This window comes from Aquamicrobium sp. NLF2-7, from assembly GCF_022359935.1.
Lineage (GTDB): Bacteria > Pseudomonadota > Alphaproteobacteria > Rhizobiales > Rhizobiaceae > Mesorhizobium > Mesorhizobium lusatiense.
Window position 1 is genome coordinate 2,705,953 of the sequence record NZ_JAKSED010000001.1, and the last position, 18,118, is coordinate 2,724,070.

The 18,118-nt window shown below is 62.3% G+C and carries 21 protein-coding genes; 10 read left to right on the forward strand and 11 right to left on the reverse strand.

The annotated features are described in order from the left end of the window. Nucleotides 1–59: 59 nt before the first annotated feature. The 3 genes from recR to MIC97_RS13310 all read left to right on the forward strand — a co-directional run bounded on the left by recR (nucleotide 60) and on the right by MIC97_RS13310 (nucleotide 3,634). Nucleotides 60–665 carry a recombination mediator RecR gene (gene recR / locus MIC97_RS13300; protein ID WP_183826938.1) on the forward strand — a complete coding sequence of 202 codons (606 nt, stop codon included), beginning with the start codon at nucleotides 60–62 and terminating at the stop codon, nucleotides 663–665. A 15-nt stretch (nucleotides 666–680) separates the two neighbouring features. Further along, a complete protein-coding gene (locus MIC97_RS13305; RefSeq protein WP_239800418.1) occupies nucleotides 681–1,919 on the forward strand; it encodes a lytic murein transglycosylase in 1,239 nt (412 codons plus the stop codon). A gap of 80 nt (nucleotides 1,920–1,999) precedes the next feature. Next, nucleotides 2,000–3,634 (forward strand): phosphoethanolamine--lipid A transferase, encoded by a 1,635-nt coding sequence (locus MIC97_RS13310; protein WP_239800419.1) that lies wholly within the window; start codon nucleotides 2,000–2,002, stop codon nucleotides 3,632–3,634. On the opposite strand, the gene MIC97_RS13315 is transcribed toward MIC97_RS13310, so the two are convergent. Continuing rightward, nucleotides 3,568–4,608 carry an LLM class flavin-dependent oxidoreductase gene (locus MIC97_RS13315; protein WP_239800420.1) on the reverse strand — a complete coding sequence of 347 codons (1,041 nt, stop codon included), beginning with the start codon at nucleotides 4,606–4,608 and terminating at the stop codon, nucleotides 3,568–3,570. The genes MIC97_RS13310 and MIC97_RS13315 overlap by 67 nt on opposite strands. Before the next feature lie 183 nt (nucleotides 4,609–4,791). Here MIC97_RS13315 and MIC97_RS13320 point away from each other — a divergent pair, with 183 nt between their 5' ends. After that, nucleotides 4,792–5,187 (forward strand): DUF6481 family protein, encoded by a 396-nt coding sequence (locus tag MIC97_RS13320; protein ID WP_239800421.1) that lies wholly within the window; start codon nucleotides 4,792–4,794, stop codon nucleotides 5,185–5,187. Nucleotides 5,188–5,608: 421 nt separating this feature from the next. Here MIC97_RS13320 and MIC97_RS13325 read toward each other — a convergent pair whose 3' ends face one another. Then, complete coding sequence (locus tag MIC97_RS13325) at nucleotides 5,609–5,872, reverse strand: hypothetical protein (protein ID WP_239800422.1); 264 nt, start codon at nucleotides 5,870–5,872, stop codon at nucleotides 5,609–5,611. A 45-nt stretch (nucleotides 5,873–5,917) separates the two neighbouring features. Further along, complete coding sequence (locus tag MIC97_RS13330) at nucleotides 5,918–7,156, reverse strand: DNA recombination protein RmuC (RefSeq protein WP_239800423.1); 1,239 nt, start codon at nucleotides 7,154–7,156, stop codon at nucleotides 5,918–5,920. A 102-nt stretch (nucleotides 7,157–7,258) separates the two neighbouring features. Here MIC97_RS13330 and def point away from each other — a divergent pair, with 102 nt between their 5' ends. Genes def through truA form a run of 4 tightly spaced genes read left to right on the forward strand, consistent with a single transcriptional unit; the run spans nucleotide 7,259 to nucleotide 10,007 of the window. Then, complete coding sequence (gene def, locus MIC97_RS13335; RefSeq protein ID WP_183826954.1) at nucleotides 7,259–7,789, forward strand: peptide deformylase; 531 nt, start codon at nucleotides 7,259–7,261, stop codon at nucleotides 7,787–7,789. A gap of 4 nt (nucleotides 7,790–7,793) precedes the next feature. Further along, nucleotides 7,794–8,729 (forward strand): methionyl-tRNA formyltransferase, encoded by a 936-nt coding sequence (gene fmt, locus MIC97_RS13340; protein WP_239800424.1) that lies wholly within the window; start codon nucleotides 7,794–7,796, stop codon nucleotides 8,727–8,729. Further along, nucleotides 8,726–9,244, forward strand: a complete 519-nt coding sequence (locus MIC97_RS13345) for an N-acetyltransferase (RefSeq protein ID WP_239800425.1) — start codon at nucleotides 8,726–8,728, stop codon at nucleotides 9,242–9,244. Before fmt ends, MIC97_RS13345 begins: the two co-directional genes overlap by 4 nt. 10 nt (nucleotides 9,245–9,254) lie before the next feature. Beyond that, nucleotides 9,255–10,007 carry a tRNA pseudouridine(38-40) synthase TruA gene (truA, locus tag MIC97_RS13350; protein WP_239800426.1) on the forward strand — a complete coding sequence of 251 codons (753 nt, stop codon included), beginning with the start codon at nucleotides 9,255–9,257 and terminating at the stop codon, nucleotides 10,005–10,007. 31 nt (nucleotides 10,008–10,038) lie between these two features. Here truA and MIC97_RS13355 read toward each other — a convergent pair whose 3' ends face one another. From MIC97_RS13355 to dapD, 5 genes are all read right to left on the reverse strand, one after another. Then, nucleotides 10,039–10,632 (reverse strand): transporter, encoded by a 594-nt coding sequence (locus MIC97_RS13355; RefSeq protein ID WP_239800427.1) that lies wholly within the window; start codon nucleotides 10,630–10,632, stop codon nucleotides 10,039–10,041. A 5-nt stretch (nucleotides 10,633–10,637) separates the two neighbouring features. Continuing rightward, nucleotides 10,638–11,831 carry a succinyl-diaminopimelate desuccinylase gene (dapE, locus tag MIC97_RS13360; RefSeq protein ID WP_239800428.1) on the reverse strand — a complete coding sequence of 398 codons (1,194 nt, stop codon included), beginning with the start codon at nucleotides 11,829–11,831 and terminating at the stop codon, nucleotides 10,638–10,640. A gap of 39 nt (nucleotides 11,832–11,870) precedes the next feature. Further along, nucleotides 11,871–12,242 carry a DUF805 domain-containing protein gene (locus MIC97_RS13365; protein ID WP_239800429.1) on the reverse strand — a complete coding sequence of 124 codons (372 nt, stop codon included), beginning with the start codon at nucleotides 12,240–12,242 and terminating at the stop codon, nucleotides 11,871–11,873. A 72-nt stretch (nucleotides 12,243–12,314) separates the two neighbouring features. Then, nucleotides 12,315–12,611 carry a DUF4282 domain-containing protein gene (locus tag MIC97_RS13370; RefSeq protein ID WP_239800430.1) on the reverse strand — a complete coding sequence of 99 codons (297 nt, stop codon included), beginning with the start codon at nucleotides 12,609–12,611 and terminating at the stop codon, nucleotides 12,315–12,317. Between the two features lie 55 nt (nucleotides 12,612–12,666). Further along, entirely contained in the window at nucleotides 12,667–13,521 is an 855-nt protein-coding gene (gene dapD, locus MIC97_RS13375) for a 2,3,4,5-tetrahydropyridine-2,6-dicarboxylate N-succinyltransferase (protein ID WP_239800431.1), read from the reverse strand. A gap of 133 nt (nucleotides 13,522–13,654) precedes the next feature. On the opposite strand from dapD, the gene MIC97_RS13380 reads away from it, so the two are divergent. Further along, nucleotides 13,655–14,494: an LOG family protein gene (locus MIC97_RS13380; protein WP_239801133.1), complete on the forward strand. Its 840-nt coding sequence runs from the start codon at nucleotides 13,655–13,657 to the stop codon at nucleotides 14,492–14,494. 4 nt (nucleotides 14,495–14,498) lie between these two features. Here MIC97_RS13380 and MIC97_RS13385 read toward each other — a convergent pair whose 3' ends face one another. Continuing rightward, nucleotides 14,499–15,413: a DUF817 domain-containing protein gene (locus MIC97_RS13385; protein WP_239800432.1), complete on the reverse strand. Its 915-nt coding sequence runs from the start codon at nucleotides 15,411–15,413 to the stop codon at nucleotides 14,499–14,501. Then, entirely contained in the window at nucleotides 15,400–16,104 is a 705-nt protein-coding gene (locus MIC97_RS13390; protein ID WP_239800433.1) for a pyrimidine 5'-nucleotidase, read from the reverse strand. Before MIC97_RS13390 ends, MIC97_RS13385 begins: the two co-directional genes overlap by 14 nt. Before the next feature lie 159 nt (nucleotides 16,105–16,263). Here MIC97_RS13390 and MIC97_RS13395 point away from each other — a divergent pair, with 159 nt between their 5' ends. Then, nucleotides 16,264–17,031 (forward strand): GGDEF domain-containing protein, encoded by a 768-nt coding sequence (locus MIC97_RS13395; protein WP_183826987.1) that lies wholly within the window; start codon nucleotides 16,264–16,266, stop codon nucleotides 17,029–17,031. A 173-nt stretch (nucleotides 17,032–17,204) separates the two neighbouring features. On the opposite strand, the gene argB is transcribed toward MIC97_RS13395, so the two are convergent. Then, nucleotides 17,205–18,098: an acetylglutamate kinase gene (gene argB / locus MIC97_RS13400; protein WP_183826990.1), complete on the reverse strand. Its 894-nt coding sequence runs from the start codon at nucleotides 18,096–18,098 to the stop codon at nucleotides 17,205–17,207. Nucleotides 18,099–18,118: the final 20 nt, after the last annotated feature.

The window sequence follows — 18,118 nt, forward strand, 5'->3', positions numbered from 1 at the left end:
CGCGCGGCAACACGTCGTCGTGTCTCCCACTTTGCGGAGACATGCTTTAAAACCCGGCTATGTCCAAGCGAATCGCCGGTCCCGAAATCGAACGCCTCATCCAGCTTCTGGCCAAGGTGCCGGGGCTCGGGCCGCGTTCCGCGCGCCGCGCAGCCCTGCATCTCATCAAGAAGAAGGATCAGCTTCTGGCTCCGCTCACCGCCGCCATGGGCGAGGCGCTGGACAAGGTGCGCGTCTGCTCCACCTGCGGCAATGTGGACACCTCCGACCCCTGCACCATATGCAGCGATCCGCGTCGTGATCCCGCCACGCTGATCGTGGTCGAGGACGTGTCGGACCTGTGGGCGCTGGAGCGTGCCGCCGCCATGAATGTGCGCTATCATGTACTGGGTGGCACCCTGTCGCCACTGGATGGCATCGGCCCCGATCAGCTCAACATCCGCACGCTGGTGGACCGGGTTGCGGCCGGCGAGGTGAAGGAGGTGATCCTCGCCGTAAACGCCACGGTCGAAGGACAGACCACCGCCCACTACCTGACCGACCAGCTCTCCGATCTCGACGTGAAGGTGACGCGCCTTGCCCATGGCGTACCGGTCGGCGGCGAGCTCGACTATCTCGACGAAGGCACGCTCACCGCCGCTTTGAAGTCACGAACCGCGTTCTGATCCGGGGGCTTTCCCATGAAGCGTCGCATCATCTCCCTTTGTGCCGGTGTGGTAGCGGCCCTGCTGTGCGCCACCGCCGTTTCCGCCGCACCCGTGGATGACCAGTTCCGCGCCTGGCTGGCGAACGACCTGTGGCCCGAGGCGAAGGCGAAGGGCATATCGAAGAAGACGTTCGACGCCGCATTCGCCGGCTTGAAGCCCAACCTCAAGCTGCCCGATCTGGTGATGCCGGGCCAGAAGCCGAAGACGCCGAAAACCCAGCATCAGGCCGAATTTGGGGCGCCCGGTGCCTATTTTGCAGAAAAGACGGTGGGTGGGGTGACGGCCGGCGGCCGCGCACGTGCCGCCACCCATGCCCGCACGCTGGCCGCTGTCGAGCAGCGCTTCGGCGTTCCGGGTCCGATCGTGCTGGCGATCTGGGGGCGCGAGTCCGGTTTCGGCGCTGCGCGCATGCCCTATGACGCCTTCGAGGTGCTGGGCACCAAGGCATTCATGGCCACCCGCAAGGATATGTTCCGCAAGGAGGTGCTGGCGGCCCTTGCCATGGTCGAGCGCGGCACTGTGGCGCGCGGGGCGATGAAATCCTCATGGGCGGGCGCGCTCGGCCAGCCGCAGTTCCTGCCGTCGTCCTTCCTCGAACATGCGGTGGACATGGACGGCGATGGCCGCGCCGACATCTGGAACTCGGTGCCGGATACGCTGGGCTCCATCGCCAACTATCTCGTGCACCACGGATGGCAGAAAGGGCGCGACTGGGGCTTCGAGGTCGTCGTGCCCGACAATGTGTCCTGCGCTCTGGAGGGGCCCGACATCGGCAGGCCGATCGCGAAATGGGCCGATATGGGCATCCGCCGGGTCAACGGCAAACCGTTCCCGGCGCATGAAGCGAAGGCCGAGGGTTTTCTCCTGATGCCCGCCGGCCGCAACGGCCCGGCCTTCATCGTCACACCCAATTTCTACGTCCTCAAGGACTACAATATGAGCGATCTCTATGCGCTGTTCATCGGCCATGCCGGCGATCGCATTGCTTATGGCGACAAGGGGTTTGCCGGCCGCTGGGGATCGGTGGACAAACTCTACCGCTCCGACATCGCAGGCCTGCAGCGCGCGCTCGAACAGAAGGGTTACGATGTCGGCGGTGCCGATGGCCTGCCCGGGTTCAAGACGCGCCGTTCCATCGGCGACTGGCAGGCGAAGAACGGCCGCGCTGCCACCTGTTTCCCCGATGCCGGGCTGGTGCGCGCCCTGAAATGACTGTTGCGCCATCGCGGACATAACAGAGCCATAATCCGGGCGGCCAGAAGAGGGCACAGGATAGTTCCGCGAGCCCGCCCATGCGTTTCAGACGACCTGTCATCAGCAGCACCGCGCTGTCGGTTCTGGTTGCCGTTTATATCCTGCTACTCACCAATGCCACTTACTGGAGCCGCATCAGCGCCCGCTTTGCTGACGAGCCGCTGAATCTGGTTCTGCTGAATGCGGCGGTGCTGCTCGTCTACGTCGTTTTCCTGACCATATTTTCTGCACCCTATGTGATCAGCCCCATGTTCATCATGCTGGTGCTGATTGCGGCGGCGGTATCCTATTATACCGACAGGTTCGGCGCGGTCATGGATCGCGACATGATCCAGAACATCGTTCAGACCACTTTGCCGGAATCGAGCAACCTGATCACGGGGCAGATGGTTCTGCATATGCTGCTTTCCGGGGTGCTGCCCAGCCTGCTGATCGCGTGGGTGGGCATAAGGCACCGGCCGTTCTGGCAGAAGGTCAAGGTCAACACGGCGGTCTGCCTTGGACTTGTGGCGATCGCGGCCCTGCTGATCGGCAGCAACCTGCGCGCCTTCATTCCCTTCTGGCAACATGACCGGCACGAAACCATGGCCTATCTCAATCCGGCTATGGCTTTGGTGGGCGCCGTTGATTACGCCCAGCGCCAGCTGCGCGATCTCAACATTGTGGCGCAGCCCTATGGCCGCGACGCGCGGCTGGGGTCAAGGGTGGCGCAGGGATCGGGAAAGCGGCTTCTGGTTCTTGTGGTCGGCGAAACCGCCCGTGCGCAGAATTTCAGCCTCACAGGCTATGGCCGCGACACCAACCCGATGCTGGCAGCCCGCGATGTCATCGCCTTCACCAATGTCACCAGCTGCGCCACGGCGACGGCCATTTCCATGCCCTGCATGTTTTCCCATCTCGGCCGCGACAACTATTCGCGGCGCGCTTTTCTCGGTTCCGAGAATCTGGCCGATGTACTCCGGCATGCGGGGCTGAAGGTCGAATGGTGGGAAAACAACACGGGGCCGAAAAACGTCGCTGATCGCATCCCCGTCGAGATGGTTGCCAACACACCCAATCCGGCCTTGTGTGCGGGCGGGGAATGCCTCGATCAGGTCCTCATCGACCGTCTGCGCGAGCGGCTCGTGACCTATGACGGCAACGGGGTTCTGATACTTCATGTCATGGGTAGCCACGGCCCGGCCTATTTCCGGCGCTACCCGCCGGAATTCGAGCGGTTCAAACCAGTCTGCCGCACTTCGGAACTGAATGAATGCTCATCGCAGGAACTGCTGAACGCTTATGACAACACCATCCTCTATACGGACTACATTCTGGCGTCGGTGATCGACCTGCTGAAGCAGCGCGATGATCTGGAAACGGCCATGTATTACATGTCCGACCATGGCGAATCGCTCGGCGAGAAGGGCCTCTATCTGCACGGCGCGCCCTACATGTTCGCGCCCGAAGAGCAGAAGCGGATACCCTTCATCGCATGGTTTTCAGACAGCTTCGCCCGTCGGGACGGGCTGGATGTCGCCTGTCTGCGTGCGCGTGCGGGCGAAGAGCTGTCGCATGACAACATGTTCGACACGGTGCTTGGCCTGATGGATGTTCAGACCGATATCTACAATCCCGCGCTGGACGCTTTCGCGGCTTGCCGTTCGCCGGCCACATCATCCGTCACGCCATGAACGGAAGCCAGAATCTCGAATGAGCGGACGCGTGCGGCATGATCGAATATCTGCGCCGTCACCATCAGCTCGTCCGCGCCGGTGCGGCGGATGAAGGCATCGAGGCCAAGCCTGACCGTTTCGGGCGAACCGACAATGGCGCAGGAGAGCGCATTGTTGAGCATGGCGTTTTCCTGTGCGCCGATGCTGGCCGTGTAGTTTTCCACCGGCGCCGGCAATTTGCCCGGCCGTCCACTGCGCAGATTGACGAAAGCCTGCTGGAGCGATGAGAACAGGTAGCGCGCTTCGTCGTCGGTGGGTGCGGCCACAACATTGAGGCCGAGCATGACATGTGGCTTCTGCAGGTGTTCGGAAGGCTCGAAGCGCGAGCGGTAAAGCTCCAGCGCGCGTTCCATTTCGGCGGGCGCGAAGTGCGAGGCGAAGGCATAGGGCAGGCCGAGCATCGCTGCGAGCTGGGCACCGTAGAGGCTGGAGCCGAGGATCCAGACCGGCACCTTTTCGCCTTCGCCGGGAATGGCGCGCACCCGCTGGCCTTCCCTGACGGGATCAAAATAGGCCATCAGCTCCACCACATCGCGCGGGAAATTGTCGACCGAGGCGTCGAGATTGCGGCGCAGCGCCTGAGCGGTCAGCATGTCGGTGCCGGGTGCGCGGCCAAGCCCCAGATCGATGCGGCCCGGATGCAGCGCCGACAGCGTGCCGAACTGCTCGGCAATGATCAGCGGTGCGTGGTTGGGCAGCATGATGCCACCGGCTCCCACCCGAATCGTGCTCGTGCCTGCCGCGACATGGCCGATCACCACCGCAGTGGCGGCACTGGCGATACCGGGCATGTTGTGATGCTCCGCCAGCCAGTAGCGCCTGTAGCCCAGCCTTTCGGCATGGCGGGCAAGGTCTAGCGTGTTGGCGAGCGATTGCGCGACCGTGCCGCCGTCGGTAACAGGCGCGAGGTCAAGGACGGAGAGTGATGTCATCTCGGGTTCCCATATCATGTGCCGTCGGATATAGGGAGCGTGCCTGCGCATCGCAAATGTGCCAGACAGGTGTCGTCGCAGCGCAACATGCCGGGAATTCATGGCAGACATGCCGTTTTGGCGCTTGAAGTCTGGCGCTTGGCCCGTATGTAAGGCACGCGAACCGATTTCAGGGAAGTAAAGTTGGCTATCTACAGGGAAAAAGACATTTTCGAGCGGCGCAATGCCGCAAATGATGCAAAGAAGGCTCTTCTTGAGCGTTTCAAGCAACGTCCGGCGGAAGATGATCCGCGTGTACTGGCTCGCAAGGCCGAGCGTGAGGCAATTCTCGCCGCCCGTGCTGAGCGCGAGGCCGAGAAGGCCAAGCTGAAGCAGGAAAAGATGGCCCGTGAGGCCGCCGCCCGCGCCGAGGCCGAGCGTATCGCGGCTGAGGAAGCGCGCGTTCGTGAAGCTCAGGAAGCTGAAAGGGTCGCAGCAGAGCTGGCGCTCGAAGCCGAGCGCAAGGCAAAGCGCGACGCGCGTTACGCTGCCCGCAAGACCCGTGGCGGCCGCGTGCCTCCCGGGTTCACCGGCCGCTGATCAGACAGCAGAACGAAATTGAAAAGGCCGGCCCTGCAACAGGGCCGGCCTTTTTCTATCTCTTCAGCTGACCAGCTTCAGGCCGACGATACTGCAAACGCTCGGTCCCATGCATGCCGTTTGGGCTGCTGTTTCTGGCTTGACGAAAAGCGAGATGTGGCCCAGCGCGGTGCCCACCGTGCCGATCCGCTGTCCGGCATAGCCGGTAGCGACAGGGACATGCTTCTAGGCTGGCCCGGGAAGCACGGCGCAGCCGATCATGGAAACAGCGGTGAGAACGGTTGGCGGCGGTGTGGTGAAGCCGTCGGCTTGTTTCGGGCCGAAACCCTTCCCGTTTCAAAGAAACCGGCAAGAATGAGCAGGAGCCGGCTCATCGAAAGCTCCGTCTGATGACGGGGTGCCCAAACCGGCTGACCGGATATCAGGTGCGGTTCGCCTTGCCGCGGGAGGGGAAAAAACTGCTCGCTTCGCCGTTCAGACCGTGGGCTTGCTTGCTCCAGCTGTGCTGCGCTGAAAGCGGTATGCCCTGAAAGCCGTGTGGCCATCCTGCACACGGACGAAGAAAATATTTCGGTTCTGTCAGATCAAGGCGGGAATGCGCTTCGCTGAAGGGCGCGGGCAAAGGGCTGAGGCGCTCCGCGATCACGCGGAATCGGGCGCCATGCTTCCGGATCTCCATCTTCACGCATGCCATTCCCAAACCTGCCCGCAACCGTTTTGGCAACATGCTTCAGTCGGCATCCTCCACGATGCGTAGTCGCAGTTGTCCGGTTCTGGATGTGGCCGCAGGGGCGGTTGCTGCCTCGTCGGCACCGGAGCCGGCCTGTCCCGCATTGCTGCTCAGTTCGAGCGCCTCGATCTTCTGTCCGCGCTTCGTCACTTTGGAGGCCGAGACGAGGATTTCATCTATGTCCCGGGTGGCCTGACCGAAATGCGTCTGCAGCCGGCGCACGCGCTCATCCAGCCGCGTGACGTCCTCCATCAGGCGGATCACCTCGCCCTGAATGACATGGGCCTGCTCGCGCATGCGCGCATCCTTGAGGATCGCCTGTATGACCTGGATCGACAGCATCAGCAGCGATGGCGAGACGATGACGATGCGGGAGCGGTGGGCGCGCTGCACGAGCGCCTCGAAATTCTCGTGAATCTCGGCGAACACTGATTCGGACGGCACGAACATGAAGGCAGTTTCCTGTGTCTCGCCCTGAATGAGATATTTGCCGGCAATGTCGCGGATGTGGATTTCGACGTCACGCCGGAAGGCCTGCGCCGCGGCTTTCTGCGCCTCCGGCGTTTCGGCGGCGCGAATGGCGTTCCACGCCTCCAGCGGAAACTTGGCGTCGATCACCAGCGAGGGCGCGTCGTTCGGCATCCTGACGAGGCAGTCCGGCCGGTTGCCGTTTGAAAGCGTGGCCTGAAACTCGTAGGTGCCCATCGGCAGCCCGTCGGCGACGATCGCCTCCATGCGCGACTGGCCGAAGGCGCCGCGCGTCTGCTTGTTGGAAAGGATGGCCTGAAGCTGCACGACCTGCCCGGCCAGCGCCTGTATGTTGCCTTGCGCGCTGTCGATGGTGGCCAGCCGTTCCTGCAGCCGGGAAAGATTTTCGTGCGTGGCGCGGGTCTGCTCGCTGATGGTCTGGCCGAGCCGCCCGCTCATGGCATCGAGCCGCTGGCTGATCGATTGCGTCAGTTCCGCCTGCCTCGTGCCGAACACTTCGGCGATGGCGCCCATGCGCCCCTGCATCTCGGCCTGGCTGCGCAGGATCTCGACCATCCGCGCCTCCGCCTCGCGCGCGTTTTCTGCCGCTTCCGACACGGCAATGGCACGGGCCCGGGAAAACCGCAGCAGCGTGACGATCATCGCCGCCGACAGGCACAGGAACGCAACCGAGCAGAAGGCCAGCGCCTGACCAAGCGTGATCGTGGTGGCGCCAAGCTGGATGACGGTTTGAGAAAAGATGTCGCTCATGCCGGCATGATAACAGAATTGCCCCTCTTCACCAGATCAAAACGTGAACAAGTATCGACCTTCACGGTTGACGGCGCATTGGCGAGGTCTTAGGTGAGCAGGATGACGATCAAGCCGCTCATCATCCTTCCCGATCCCTTGCTGCGTCAGGTGTCCAAACCGGTCGAGCGTGTCGACGATTCGCTGCGCAGGCTGGCCGACGACATGCTGGAAACCATGTATGACGCCCCCGGCATCGGCCTCGCTGCCATCCAGATCGGGCTGCCGATGCGGCTGCTGGTCATCGACCTTGCCAAGGAGGATGACGAACCGGCGCCGCATGTCTTCGTCAATCCCGAAATCCTCGAAAGCAGCGACGAGCGCTCCGTCTACGAAGAGGGTTGCCTGTCGATCCCCGAATATTACGCGGAGGTCGAGCGCCCCGCCTCGGTGCGGGTGAAATATGTCGACCGGGATGGCAAGGAGCAGGAGATCAAGGCCGAAGGGCTGATGGCGACCTGTCTTCAGCATGAGATCGACCATCTCAACGGCGTGCTGTTCATCGACCACATTTCAAAGCTCAAGCGCGATATGGTGATGCGCAAGTTCCGCAAGCTGGCGCGTGACAAGCCGGCTCCGAAGCTCGTAGGCTGAAACCATGACATTGCGCGTCGTCTTCATGGGCACGCCGGAGTTTTCGGTGCCCACGCTCCGCGCTGTTGCCGAAGCAGGCCACCAGATCGTCGCCGTCTACACCCAGCCGCCGCGCGCGGCGGGTCGGCGCGGGCTGGAACTCACGCCTTCGCCGGTCCAGCGCGAAGCCGAAAGGCTCGGCATTCCCGTTTTCACGCCGCTTTCGCTCAAGTCCGCAGATGAGCAGGAGGCCTTTCACGCGCTGAATGCCGATGTTGCGGTCGTCGTCGCCTATGGCCTGCTTCTGCCGCGCGCCATTCTGGAAGCGCCTCGCTTCGGCTGCCTCAACGGCCATGCCTCGCTTCTGCCTCGCTGGCGCGGTGCCGCCCCCATCCAGCGCGCCATCATGGCAGGTGACACCGAAACCGGCGTCATGGTCATGCGCATGGAGGAGGGGCTGGATACGGGCCCCGTGGCCCTGACCCGAAAGGTTGCTATCGGCGCGGACATGACCGGCGGTGAACTGCACGATGCGATGATGCCGGTCAGTGCGGAACTGATGGTGGAGGCGCTGGCGAAGCTTGAGGCCGGCACGCTCGGCTTCGTGCCGCAGCCTGAGGAAGGCGCTCTCTACGCCAGAAAGATCGACAAGGCCGAAACCCGGATCGACTGGAGCCGCCCGGCACCTGAGGTCCACAACCACATTCGTGGTCTGTCGCCGTTTCCCGGAAGCTGGTGCGAGTTCGGAGCGGGCGGCAAGCCGGAACGGCTGAAGCTGTTGCGCTCGACGCTGGCTGAGGGAGCAGGCGAGCCGGGCACCGTGCTCGACGATACCCTCACCATCGCCTGCGGCACCGGTGCGGTACGGCTTGCCGAAGTGCAGCGGGCGGGCTCGCGCGCCGTTTCCGCCAGCGAATTCCAGCGCGGAGCGCGGCTGGACGTCGGAACCAGGCTCTCATGAGCATGATCCGCCCCATCAGGGTGCGCCCAGCCGTTGCCGAAGATCGGTTAGCCACTCGTGTTGTCGAGGCAAGGGCATTCGGCCGCGATGACGAAGCCGATCTGGTCGAGGCCCTCGTTGCCGCCGGTGATGATGTGCTCGAATTGGTTGCGGAACAGGATGGACAGAGCGTTGGCCATGTTCTGTTCACGCGTCTGAAGGTCAGGGGCGCGGCTCAGGACATCAGCGCCGTGGCGCTCGCGCCGCTGGCCGTCCTGCCGGAATTCCGGAATGCAGGCATCGGCAGCGCGCTGGTCGAGGAAGCGCACAGGCTTTTGCAGCGACGCGGCGAAACGCTTGTCGTGGTACTCGGTGATCCCGCCTATTATCGGCGCTTCGGCTACAGCCACACACGCGCGGCCGCTTTCGACAGCGTGTTCCAGTGCGCGGAACTGATGGCGCTGGCATGGGGCGATGCCCCCTTTGAAGGCCGGCTTGTCTACGCGCCTTCCTTCGGCGCCGAAGCGGCCGGCTGAGGGCATCGCCATGCCACGCTATCGTCTAGACCTCGAATATGACGGCAGGCCCTATGCCGGCTGGCAGCGGCAGGCCGATCACCCTTCGGTGCAGCAGGCGATAGAAGAGGCGATCTTCAGGCTCAGCGGCGAAAAGGTGTCGATCCGCGGTGCTGGCCGCACCGATGCCGGCGTTCATGCCACCGCGCAGGTCGCGCATATCGACCTGACGAAGGAGCGGCGGGCGGATACGGTGCGCGATGCGCTCAATGCGCATCTGCAGCAGGCTGGTGAGCGGGTGGCCATTCTGCGGGCGCAGATGGTGAGCGACGATTTCGATGCGCGCTTTTCTGCGCTCGGGCGGCATTATCTCTATCGCATCTCGAACCGCCGCGCCCCGCCCGCGCTGGAGAAGGGCAAGGTGTGGTGGGTGCCGAAACTGCTCGACACGGATGCCATGCACGAGGCGGCCAGAGAGCTTCTCGGCAGGCACGACTTCACCACCTTCCGATCCGTGCAGTGTCAAGCCAAAAGCCCCGTTCGCACGCTCGACCGGCTGGACGTTACGCGTGTCGGCGACGAGATAGAGATACGGGCTTCCGCGCGCTCCTTCCTGCACAATCAGGTGCGTTCCATGGTCGGTTCGCTCAAGCGGGTCGGCGATGGCGGCTGGAAGGCCGCCGACCTCAGGGCGGCGCTGGAGGCGAAAAACCGCGCTGCCTGCGGACAGGTAGCGCCCGCAGACGGGCTTTATCTGATCGGCGTCGATTATCCTGAAAGCTGAAAGTCAGGCAGAGCCTGGGCCGCGACCGGCTTCAGGTCGGTATCTCGATGCCCAGCAACGCCTGAAGGGTGAATATGACGATCAGCGAGGCAACGAACATGCCCGCAAACACAGCGGAGCCGACCGCAGCTCCCTTGCCAATGGCGGCGTTGGTCATTCGCCAGCTCAACACCATGGCGATGATGAACAGCAGCAACGCTGCCAGCATGAGCGTATCGACCGCACGAGGCATGAAAAGCTTCAGAAGAGTGCCGGGCAGCTGCAGCCATGCGATGATGGCCGACGCCCAGTTGCTGGCCACCACATAGTGCACGAAGCGGTTGCCGATGCCGGCATAAGGCGCCACCAGAGCCAGGCCCACCAGAGGCAGGACCCAGCTTCCCAGGTCGACCATGGCCAATCGTATCGCCATCGAAAAACGGGCTGAAACGGAAAGCGGGTCGGCAATATCGTTTGCCACTGCAACCCAGCCGATGATCAGGGCCGGAGCCGCAACCAGCAGAGCCTGAAAAGAGTTCCAGAACCCTTCCGCCGACAGGTCGAGCAGCCGCAACCCATCCGGCTTGCCCGTCATGAGGCGCCATGCACCGGCAAGCGATCTCTGAATTTCGTCTGCCGGCAGCATGGTCTTCAGTGCTCTCCGAACCAGTTTCCGATGAACTGCCTGTATATGCGCGTCAGCGTTTCCAGATCGGCCAGCGGCACCCGCTCATCGACCATATGCATGGTCTGCCCGACAAGGCCGAATTCGACGACCGGGCAGTAATCCTTGATGAAGCGCGCGTCCGAGGTGCCGCCGGAGGTGGACAGGGCAGGGCGGTTTGCAGTGACGCTCTCGACCGAGCGGGCAAGCGTGCCGATCAGCTTCTCGTCATGGGTGAGAAAGACGTGGCTTGGATTGTCGCGCCACACCAGTTCGAACTCGATGGGCTCCTTGCGGCCCTTGCGATATTTGCGGCGGCGGCTGGCTGCATCGAGGCGATTGTGGATTTCCGCCTGCAGGCTTTCGACGCTCCAGTTGTCGTTGAAGCGCACGTTGAAGGCAGCCGTCGCGCGCTGGGGGATGACGTTGGTCGCCGCGTTCCCGACATCGACCGAGGTGACTTCCAGATTGGTGGACTGGAAGCGTTCGGTGCCGGTGTCGAATTCGGGAGACAGCAATGCATCGACAAGCGTCATCAGCCCGCGCACCGGATTGTCGGCAAGATGCGGATAGGCGGCATGGCCCTGACGCCCCAGAACGGTCAGCGTCGCCGACAGGGAGCCCCGCCGGCCGACCTTGATCATATCGCCCAGCCGGTCAGGGTTCGTCGGCTCGCCGACGATGCAGGCATCCCATGTCTCACCTTTTGCGGCAGCCCATTGCAGCAGCTTGACGGTGCCGTTGATGGCGGGGCCTTCCTCGTCTCCGGTGATCAGCAGCGAGACCTTGCCGCTCGGCGCATTTCCATCTGCGATGGAGCGCGCGAGCGCGGCGATGAAACAGGCGATGCCGCCCTTCATGTCGACGGCGCCGCGCCCATACATCTCGCCATTGGCGATATGGGCGGCAAAGGGCGGATGCGACCAGGCGCTCTCAGCGCCGACGGGCACGACGTCGGTGTGCCCGGCAAACATCAGGTGAGGCCCTTCGCCGGCGCGGCTGGCATAGAGATTTTCAATGTCGGGCGTACCGCTTTCGGAGAATACCGGCCGTTCCACGGTGAAGCCGAGTGGCTCCAGCATTTCCTGAAGTGCGGCCAGCGCTCCGCCTTCCGCCGGGGTGACGGAGGGGCATCGAAGCAGGGCGGCGAGATTTTCAGCGGGATCGACAGGAAGCTTCATGGCGCCAGCCATAATGTATTTTATACCGAAGTGGAATGATCAGGCAGGCGAGTCCGGATACCGGCCATATCGGTTGGGACCGGGCTGGCCCGGAAACAGGCACAGCACCAGAAAGACCACGAGCGATATCACCGGCACGAACAGAATGAGGGCCGCGAGGCCTGGCTTGTCGAGGTCGTGCAGCCGCTTCACCGCAAGCGCTATATTGGACCAGAGAGAGGCAACAAAGGCGATGAGAGCCAGCATGGACCACATCACGCTTTCGGGAGAGCCTTCCGGAGACAGCAGGAAGCGGTAGAGCGGAAAAGCCTGCACAACCGCAACCAGCAACCCGCCGAGAAAAAAGGCAGCCCGGCCGACACGCCCGGAGACGCTGAAGAAGAGCCAGATGAATTTCTGTTTTTCAGGCACTGCCTACCATTCTGTGGCTGGTGGAGGGGTTTCCCTCCACAGGGTCCGGATACCGTCCGAGGTTTTGAGGTATCAGATGCGCTGCTGAGGATCGCCGCTGCGACGGGCAAGGCTGTCGCGGATCTGGCCGAGACGATCATACATGCCGAAGATGACGATGTAGAGCTCGCACAGCACGCGCCACATCAGCAGCCCGAGCACGGCCGTGACCAGATACATCAGACCCTGGAACAACATGCCGTTGAACAATGCGAAGAGAAAGCCGCCAAGGCCGCTCAGAATGCCGACGACGATGCCGATCCAGTAAACAATCTTGATGACGGTGGTCGTCACCAGCTTTTCAAACCCGAAAAGGTCGCTGAACTGCATTTTTGTCTCCTGATGATGTGCAAATAATACCAGAATTTGGGGGCAAAGCCCCGTGTCAGTCGCGCAGCAGTTCGTTGATCGAGGTCTTCGAACGGGTCTTCTCATCGACGCGCTTGACGATCACCGCGCAGTAAAGGCCCGGACCCGGCTCGCCATTGGGCAGCGGCTTGCCCGGCATTGTGCCGGCCACGACCACCGAATAGGGCGGAACTTCGCCATAGAACACCTCGCCGGTGGCGCGGTCGACGATCTTCGTCGACTTGCCGATGAACACGCCCATGCCGAGCACGGAGCCTTCGCGCACGATGCAGCCCTCGACCACTTCCGAACGCGCGCCGATGAAGCAGTTGTCCTCGATGATGGTGGGGCCTGCCTGCATCGGCTCCAGCACGCCGCCAATGCCGACGCCGCCCGAAAGATGCACATTCCTGCCGATCTGCGCGCAGGAGCCGACTGTCGCCCATGTGTCCACCATGGTGCCGGCGTCGACATAGGCGCCGAGATTGACGAAGGACGGCATCAAAATGACGCCGGGCGCCACATAGGCGGAGCGGCGCACCACGCAGTTGGGCACGGCGCGAAAGCCTGCCTTCTCGAAATCGATCGCGCCCCAGCCGTCGAACTTGGAGGGAACCTTGTCCCACCATGTCGATTCGCCCGGACCGCCTCTGACGATCTCCATCGGGTTGAGGCGGAAGGAAAGCAGCACGGCCTTCTTGAGCCACTGATTGACATGCCAGGAGCCGTCGGTCTGCTTTTCGGCGACACGCGCTTCGCCGCCATCGAGAAGGCGTAGCGCTGTTTCCACAGCATCGCGAACCTCGCCGCGTGTCGAGATCGATATGTTTTCGCGATCTTCAAAGGCCTGATCTATGGTCTTTTCGAGGTTTGCCAGATCGGGCTTCGGCATCTATTGCTCCTGCACGCGCTTTGAAGGGGTTGTTCTTAACCGGTTGGAAAGCCGGGCGGACCCTATTTGAAGGTATGAAGAGGGTCAATTGCGGTGGTGCTCAGAAACTGCCGGCATTTTGGGAAATCGGATGATGAATCCAGAAGAAAAGACAGGCTGGACGCCTCTGCCGCACTCAGACGAGGATCTGGAGCGGATGCGCAGCGTCCCGGATACGCCTCAGACCCGCGCGGCGACCTATCGTCTTGCCTGGGACGACGAGGATTTCATGACGCGGCGCGAATTGCGGCCGGTGCGTCTTCAGCTCGAACTGCTCAAGCCCGAAATGATTCTGGCCGAGCGCGGCATCCGCTCGACGGTGATTCTCTTCGGCGGCGCGCGCCTGCCCGAACCGGGCGGCGAGGCATGGGCCGCCAAGAACGAGACGCAGAAGCGCAATCTCGAACTCAACAGCGTCTATTATGACGAGGCCCGCAAGTTCGCTCGCCTGTGCTCGCAGCATTCGGCGGCCACCTACTATCGCGAATTCGTGGTGGTGACGGGCGGCGGGCCGGGCGTGATGGAAGCCGGCAACCGCGGCGCCGACGATGTCGGCGCGCCTTCGATCGGGCTCAACATCGTGCTGCCGCACGAGCAGGCGCCAAATCCCTATGTGACGCCGGAACTGTGCTTCAACTTCCACTACTTCGCGATCCGCAAGATGCATTTCGTCATGCGGGCAAAGGCCGTCGCGGTCTTCCCCGGCGGCTTTGGCACCATGGACGAATTCTTCGAGACCCTGACGCTGATCCAGACCGGTCGCATGGAGCGTGTGCCGGTCATCCTCTTCGGCAAGGAATTCTGGCACAAAGCCATCGACCTCGAATTCCTCGCCGAGCAGGGCACGATCAGCCCCGGCGATCAGGATATTATCGATTTCGTGGATACGGCCGACGAAGCCTGGGAGATCATCAGGAAATTCTACAGGCTTTGAGGCCTTACGTCATTTCCTTCATATCGGCGACGGCGGGGCTCTCCCGCCGGTCTTCCGCAACGTATGGCCTCGGCCGGTGAACGAGCGTCACCAGAACGACGGATATGATCATCAGCAGATACCAAGAGCCCAGCTTGCCCAGCGAAACCGGCACCCATGCGTCGTGCTGGTTGGGATAGAGCCATGCCCGTGACCATGTGCCTATGTTCTCCGCGATCCAGATGAACAGCGCCGTCAGCAGGAAGGCGACCAGCAGCGGCATCTTATGCCGGAAGCGGAAAACGCGGTAATGCATGGTCGTGCGCCAGTAGAGCGCGAAGGTGACCGCAAACAGCAGCCAGCGAATGTCCCACAGGAAGTGGTGGGAGAAGAAGTTGACGTAGATGGCCCCGGCCAGGACGACGGTCGTCCACAGCGGCGGATAGTGGTTCAGCCGGATGTCGAAAATGCGGTTGATTCGCGCCATGTAGGAGCCGACGGCGGCGTACATGAAGCCAGAGAACAGCGGAACGCCGCCGATCCGGAAGAAATTCGCTTCCGGATAGACCCATGAGCCGGCATGGGTCTTGAACACTTCCATTGCCGTGCCAACGACGTGGAAGATGAGAATGACCTTGGCCTCTCCCCATGCCTCGAGCCTGAAGATCAGCATCGCGAGCTGGATGAGAATGGCGGACAGGAACAGGAAATCGTAGCGGGTGACGAGCCCGGCATCCCCTTCGGGCCACAGCCAGCGGGTCAGGATCAGCAGCCCCAGCATCGCACCGCCGAAAAGGCAGGCCCACGCCTGTTTCAGGCCGAACACCAGAAATTCGACGAGCGCATCGCTGATGCGATGACGCGGCAGGCCGGCGAGGAAACGATGCGCGGCCGCGTCGATGCGTTTCTCAAGACCCGTGAAATGCCTATCTGGCTGCAATTATTTTTTCCAGAAAGCCAGCCAGATCATCGGTGACATAGTCGACGTCGTCTTCGTGATCCGGATCGCTTTCCCATATTTCGGAGAAGGTAGGCTCGAAATTGTTTGGCACCACGAGAACCGTGGTCATGCCCATCTGCTTCGGCACGGCCAGATTGCGGGCGATGTCCTCGAACATCACGGCATTGTCGCCGATCACGGAGTGAAGCGAGGTAAATTTCTCGTAGGTCCTCACATCCGGCTTGGGGGTCAGGTCGGCGGCGATGATGTCGAATATGTCGTCGAAATGGTCGAGAATGCCGAGCTGGCGCGCGGCGCGTTCCGCATGCGTGCGGTCTCCGTTGGTGAAGATGAAGCGGCGGCCCGGCAACTGGTGGATGGCTGCGCCCAGAACCGGATCCGGCACGAGCCACGAATAGTCGATGTCGTGGACCTTCATGAGGAAGTCGTCGGGATCGATGTTGTAGCGCTTCATCAGCCCGTTGAGCGTGGTGCCATGTTCCCTGTAGAGTTCCTTCTGGAGCACGCGCGCGTCTTCGCGCGACAATGTCAGAAGTTCCGATACATAGGATGTCATCCGCACATCGATCTGCGAGAACAGATTGGTGTGGTGCGGATAGAGCGTGTTGTCGAGGTCGAACACCCAGTCGGTGACGTGGGCAAATCTGGAAGCGTCTGGAATCTGTGTCATGATCGGCCTTATGGCATAAAATCCAGTTGCTGGGTGTATATTCATCAACCGTTCAGGCACGATGAAGTCCATACACGAACTGGTGGGGCAAGTTTTTGCCAGCATGGAAATCTGAAGTTCAGAACTTGTTGCCATAAGACCGGCAATCGAGGGGTGGGTATGCGTCGTGTAATCTTCAAGGGCTTTTGCGTAGCGGTCGCCTCGGCGGGCGGCTCCGTCCTTGTTGCCGCGCTGGTGTTGTCGTTTTTCGACGCCACCGTCGGCAGCCTGGGCCTTTTGATGTGCATCGTGTGTCCTCTCGTCATCGCCTGGCCGGCGAGTGCCCACATGTTCTGGCAGAACGAGAAGCTTCAGGCGGCCCATCGCGATCTGTCGCGCGCACATGCCCAGCTTGCAGCGGCGCATCGGCGTCTGGCCGAGAAGGCGCGCCATGATGACATGACCGGCATGCTCAACCGCGAAAGCTTCTTCGGCGTTCTGGAGCGCTCGCGCCGGAAGACCGACTCCGGCGCCCTGCTGATCATCGATGCCGACCATTTCAAGTCCATCAACGACCGGTTCGGCCATCTGGCCGGCGATGAGGCGCTACTCCAGATCGTGGCCGCCCTGCGCGGCGGTGTGCGCAGCGGCGACGTGCTTGGCCGCATCGGCGGCGAAGAATTCGCGGCTTTTCTCGTGGGGGCGAATGCGGAAGAAGCAACCCGCGTTGCCGAGCGTATCCGCCAGCAGGTGGAGATGATTCGCTTCCGCGTCGAAGGCGACCGGATCATTCCGCTCACCGTCTCCATCGGAGGCACCGTCTGCGTGCCGGGTGCAAGCGTTTCGGAAATGATGCGCGCGGCAGACCGGCGGCTCTACGAAGCCAAGAACCGGGGCCGCAATCTGGTGATCTTCGGTTCCGACAAGAAGGACACCGAGGCGGCCTGAAAGCGCCGCATGGTGCCGGAGTGTTTCTAGGAAAAGTGGAAACGTTTTTCCGGTTCGGAAACGCGACAAACCAAAGACTTCGAGCCGTTCAGTGATTCCGTGAAGCACTGAACGGCTCTGGACAGAAAAAACGCCACCTGAAACAATTCCGGTGGCGTTTCCCAAAAAAGCTGTCAGGGCACGATCAGCGTGCCCGCGCCATGTTCTGTGAACAGTTCGAGCAACACGGAATGGGCGGTCTTGCCATTGAGGATGACCACGCCTTCCACGCCGCGCTCGATCGCCTCGATGCAGGTTTCCACCTTGGGGATCATGCCGCCGGAAATGGTGCCGTCGGCGATCAGCTTGCGCGCCTGCGACACGGTCAGCTCGTCGATCAGCTTCTTGTCCTTGTCGAGCACGCCGGGCACGTCGGTCAGGAACAGAAGGCGGGTGGCGTTGAGGGCGCCCGCGATGGCGCCGGCGAAGGTGTCGGCATTGATGTTGTAGGTGTGGCCGTCGCGGCCGGGCGCGACCGGGGCGATCACCGGGATCATTTCCGAGCGGGCCAGAAGGTCGAGCAGGGTGCGGTCGACTTCCACCGGCTCGCCGACAAAACCCAGATCCAGCACGCGCTCGATGTTGGAATCGGGATCCTTCACGGTCTTGCGCGCCTTCTGGGCGAAGACCATGTTGCCGTCCTTGCCGCACAGGCCGATGGCCCATTCGCCTTCGGCGTTGATGAGGGCGACGATCTCCTTGTTGATCGAGCCGGCCAGAACCATCTCGACGATCTCGACCGTCTTCTGGTCGGTGACGCGCAGGCCCCCCTCGAATTTGGATTCGATGCCCATGCGCTCCAGCATGGAGCCGATCTGCGGACCGCCGCCATGCACGACGATCGGGTTGACGCCCGACTGCTTGAGCAGGGCGATGTCGCGGGCGAAGGCACGGCCGAGCTCGATGTTGCCCATGGCATGGCCGCCATATTTCACCACCACGGTCTTGTTTTCGTAGCGCTGCATGTAAGGCAGCGCCCGCGAAAGAAGCGCTGCCTGCATTTCGGCGTTGGCGTCCGGTTCCGTCATTCGTCCAGTTCCCATGGCTT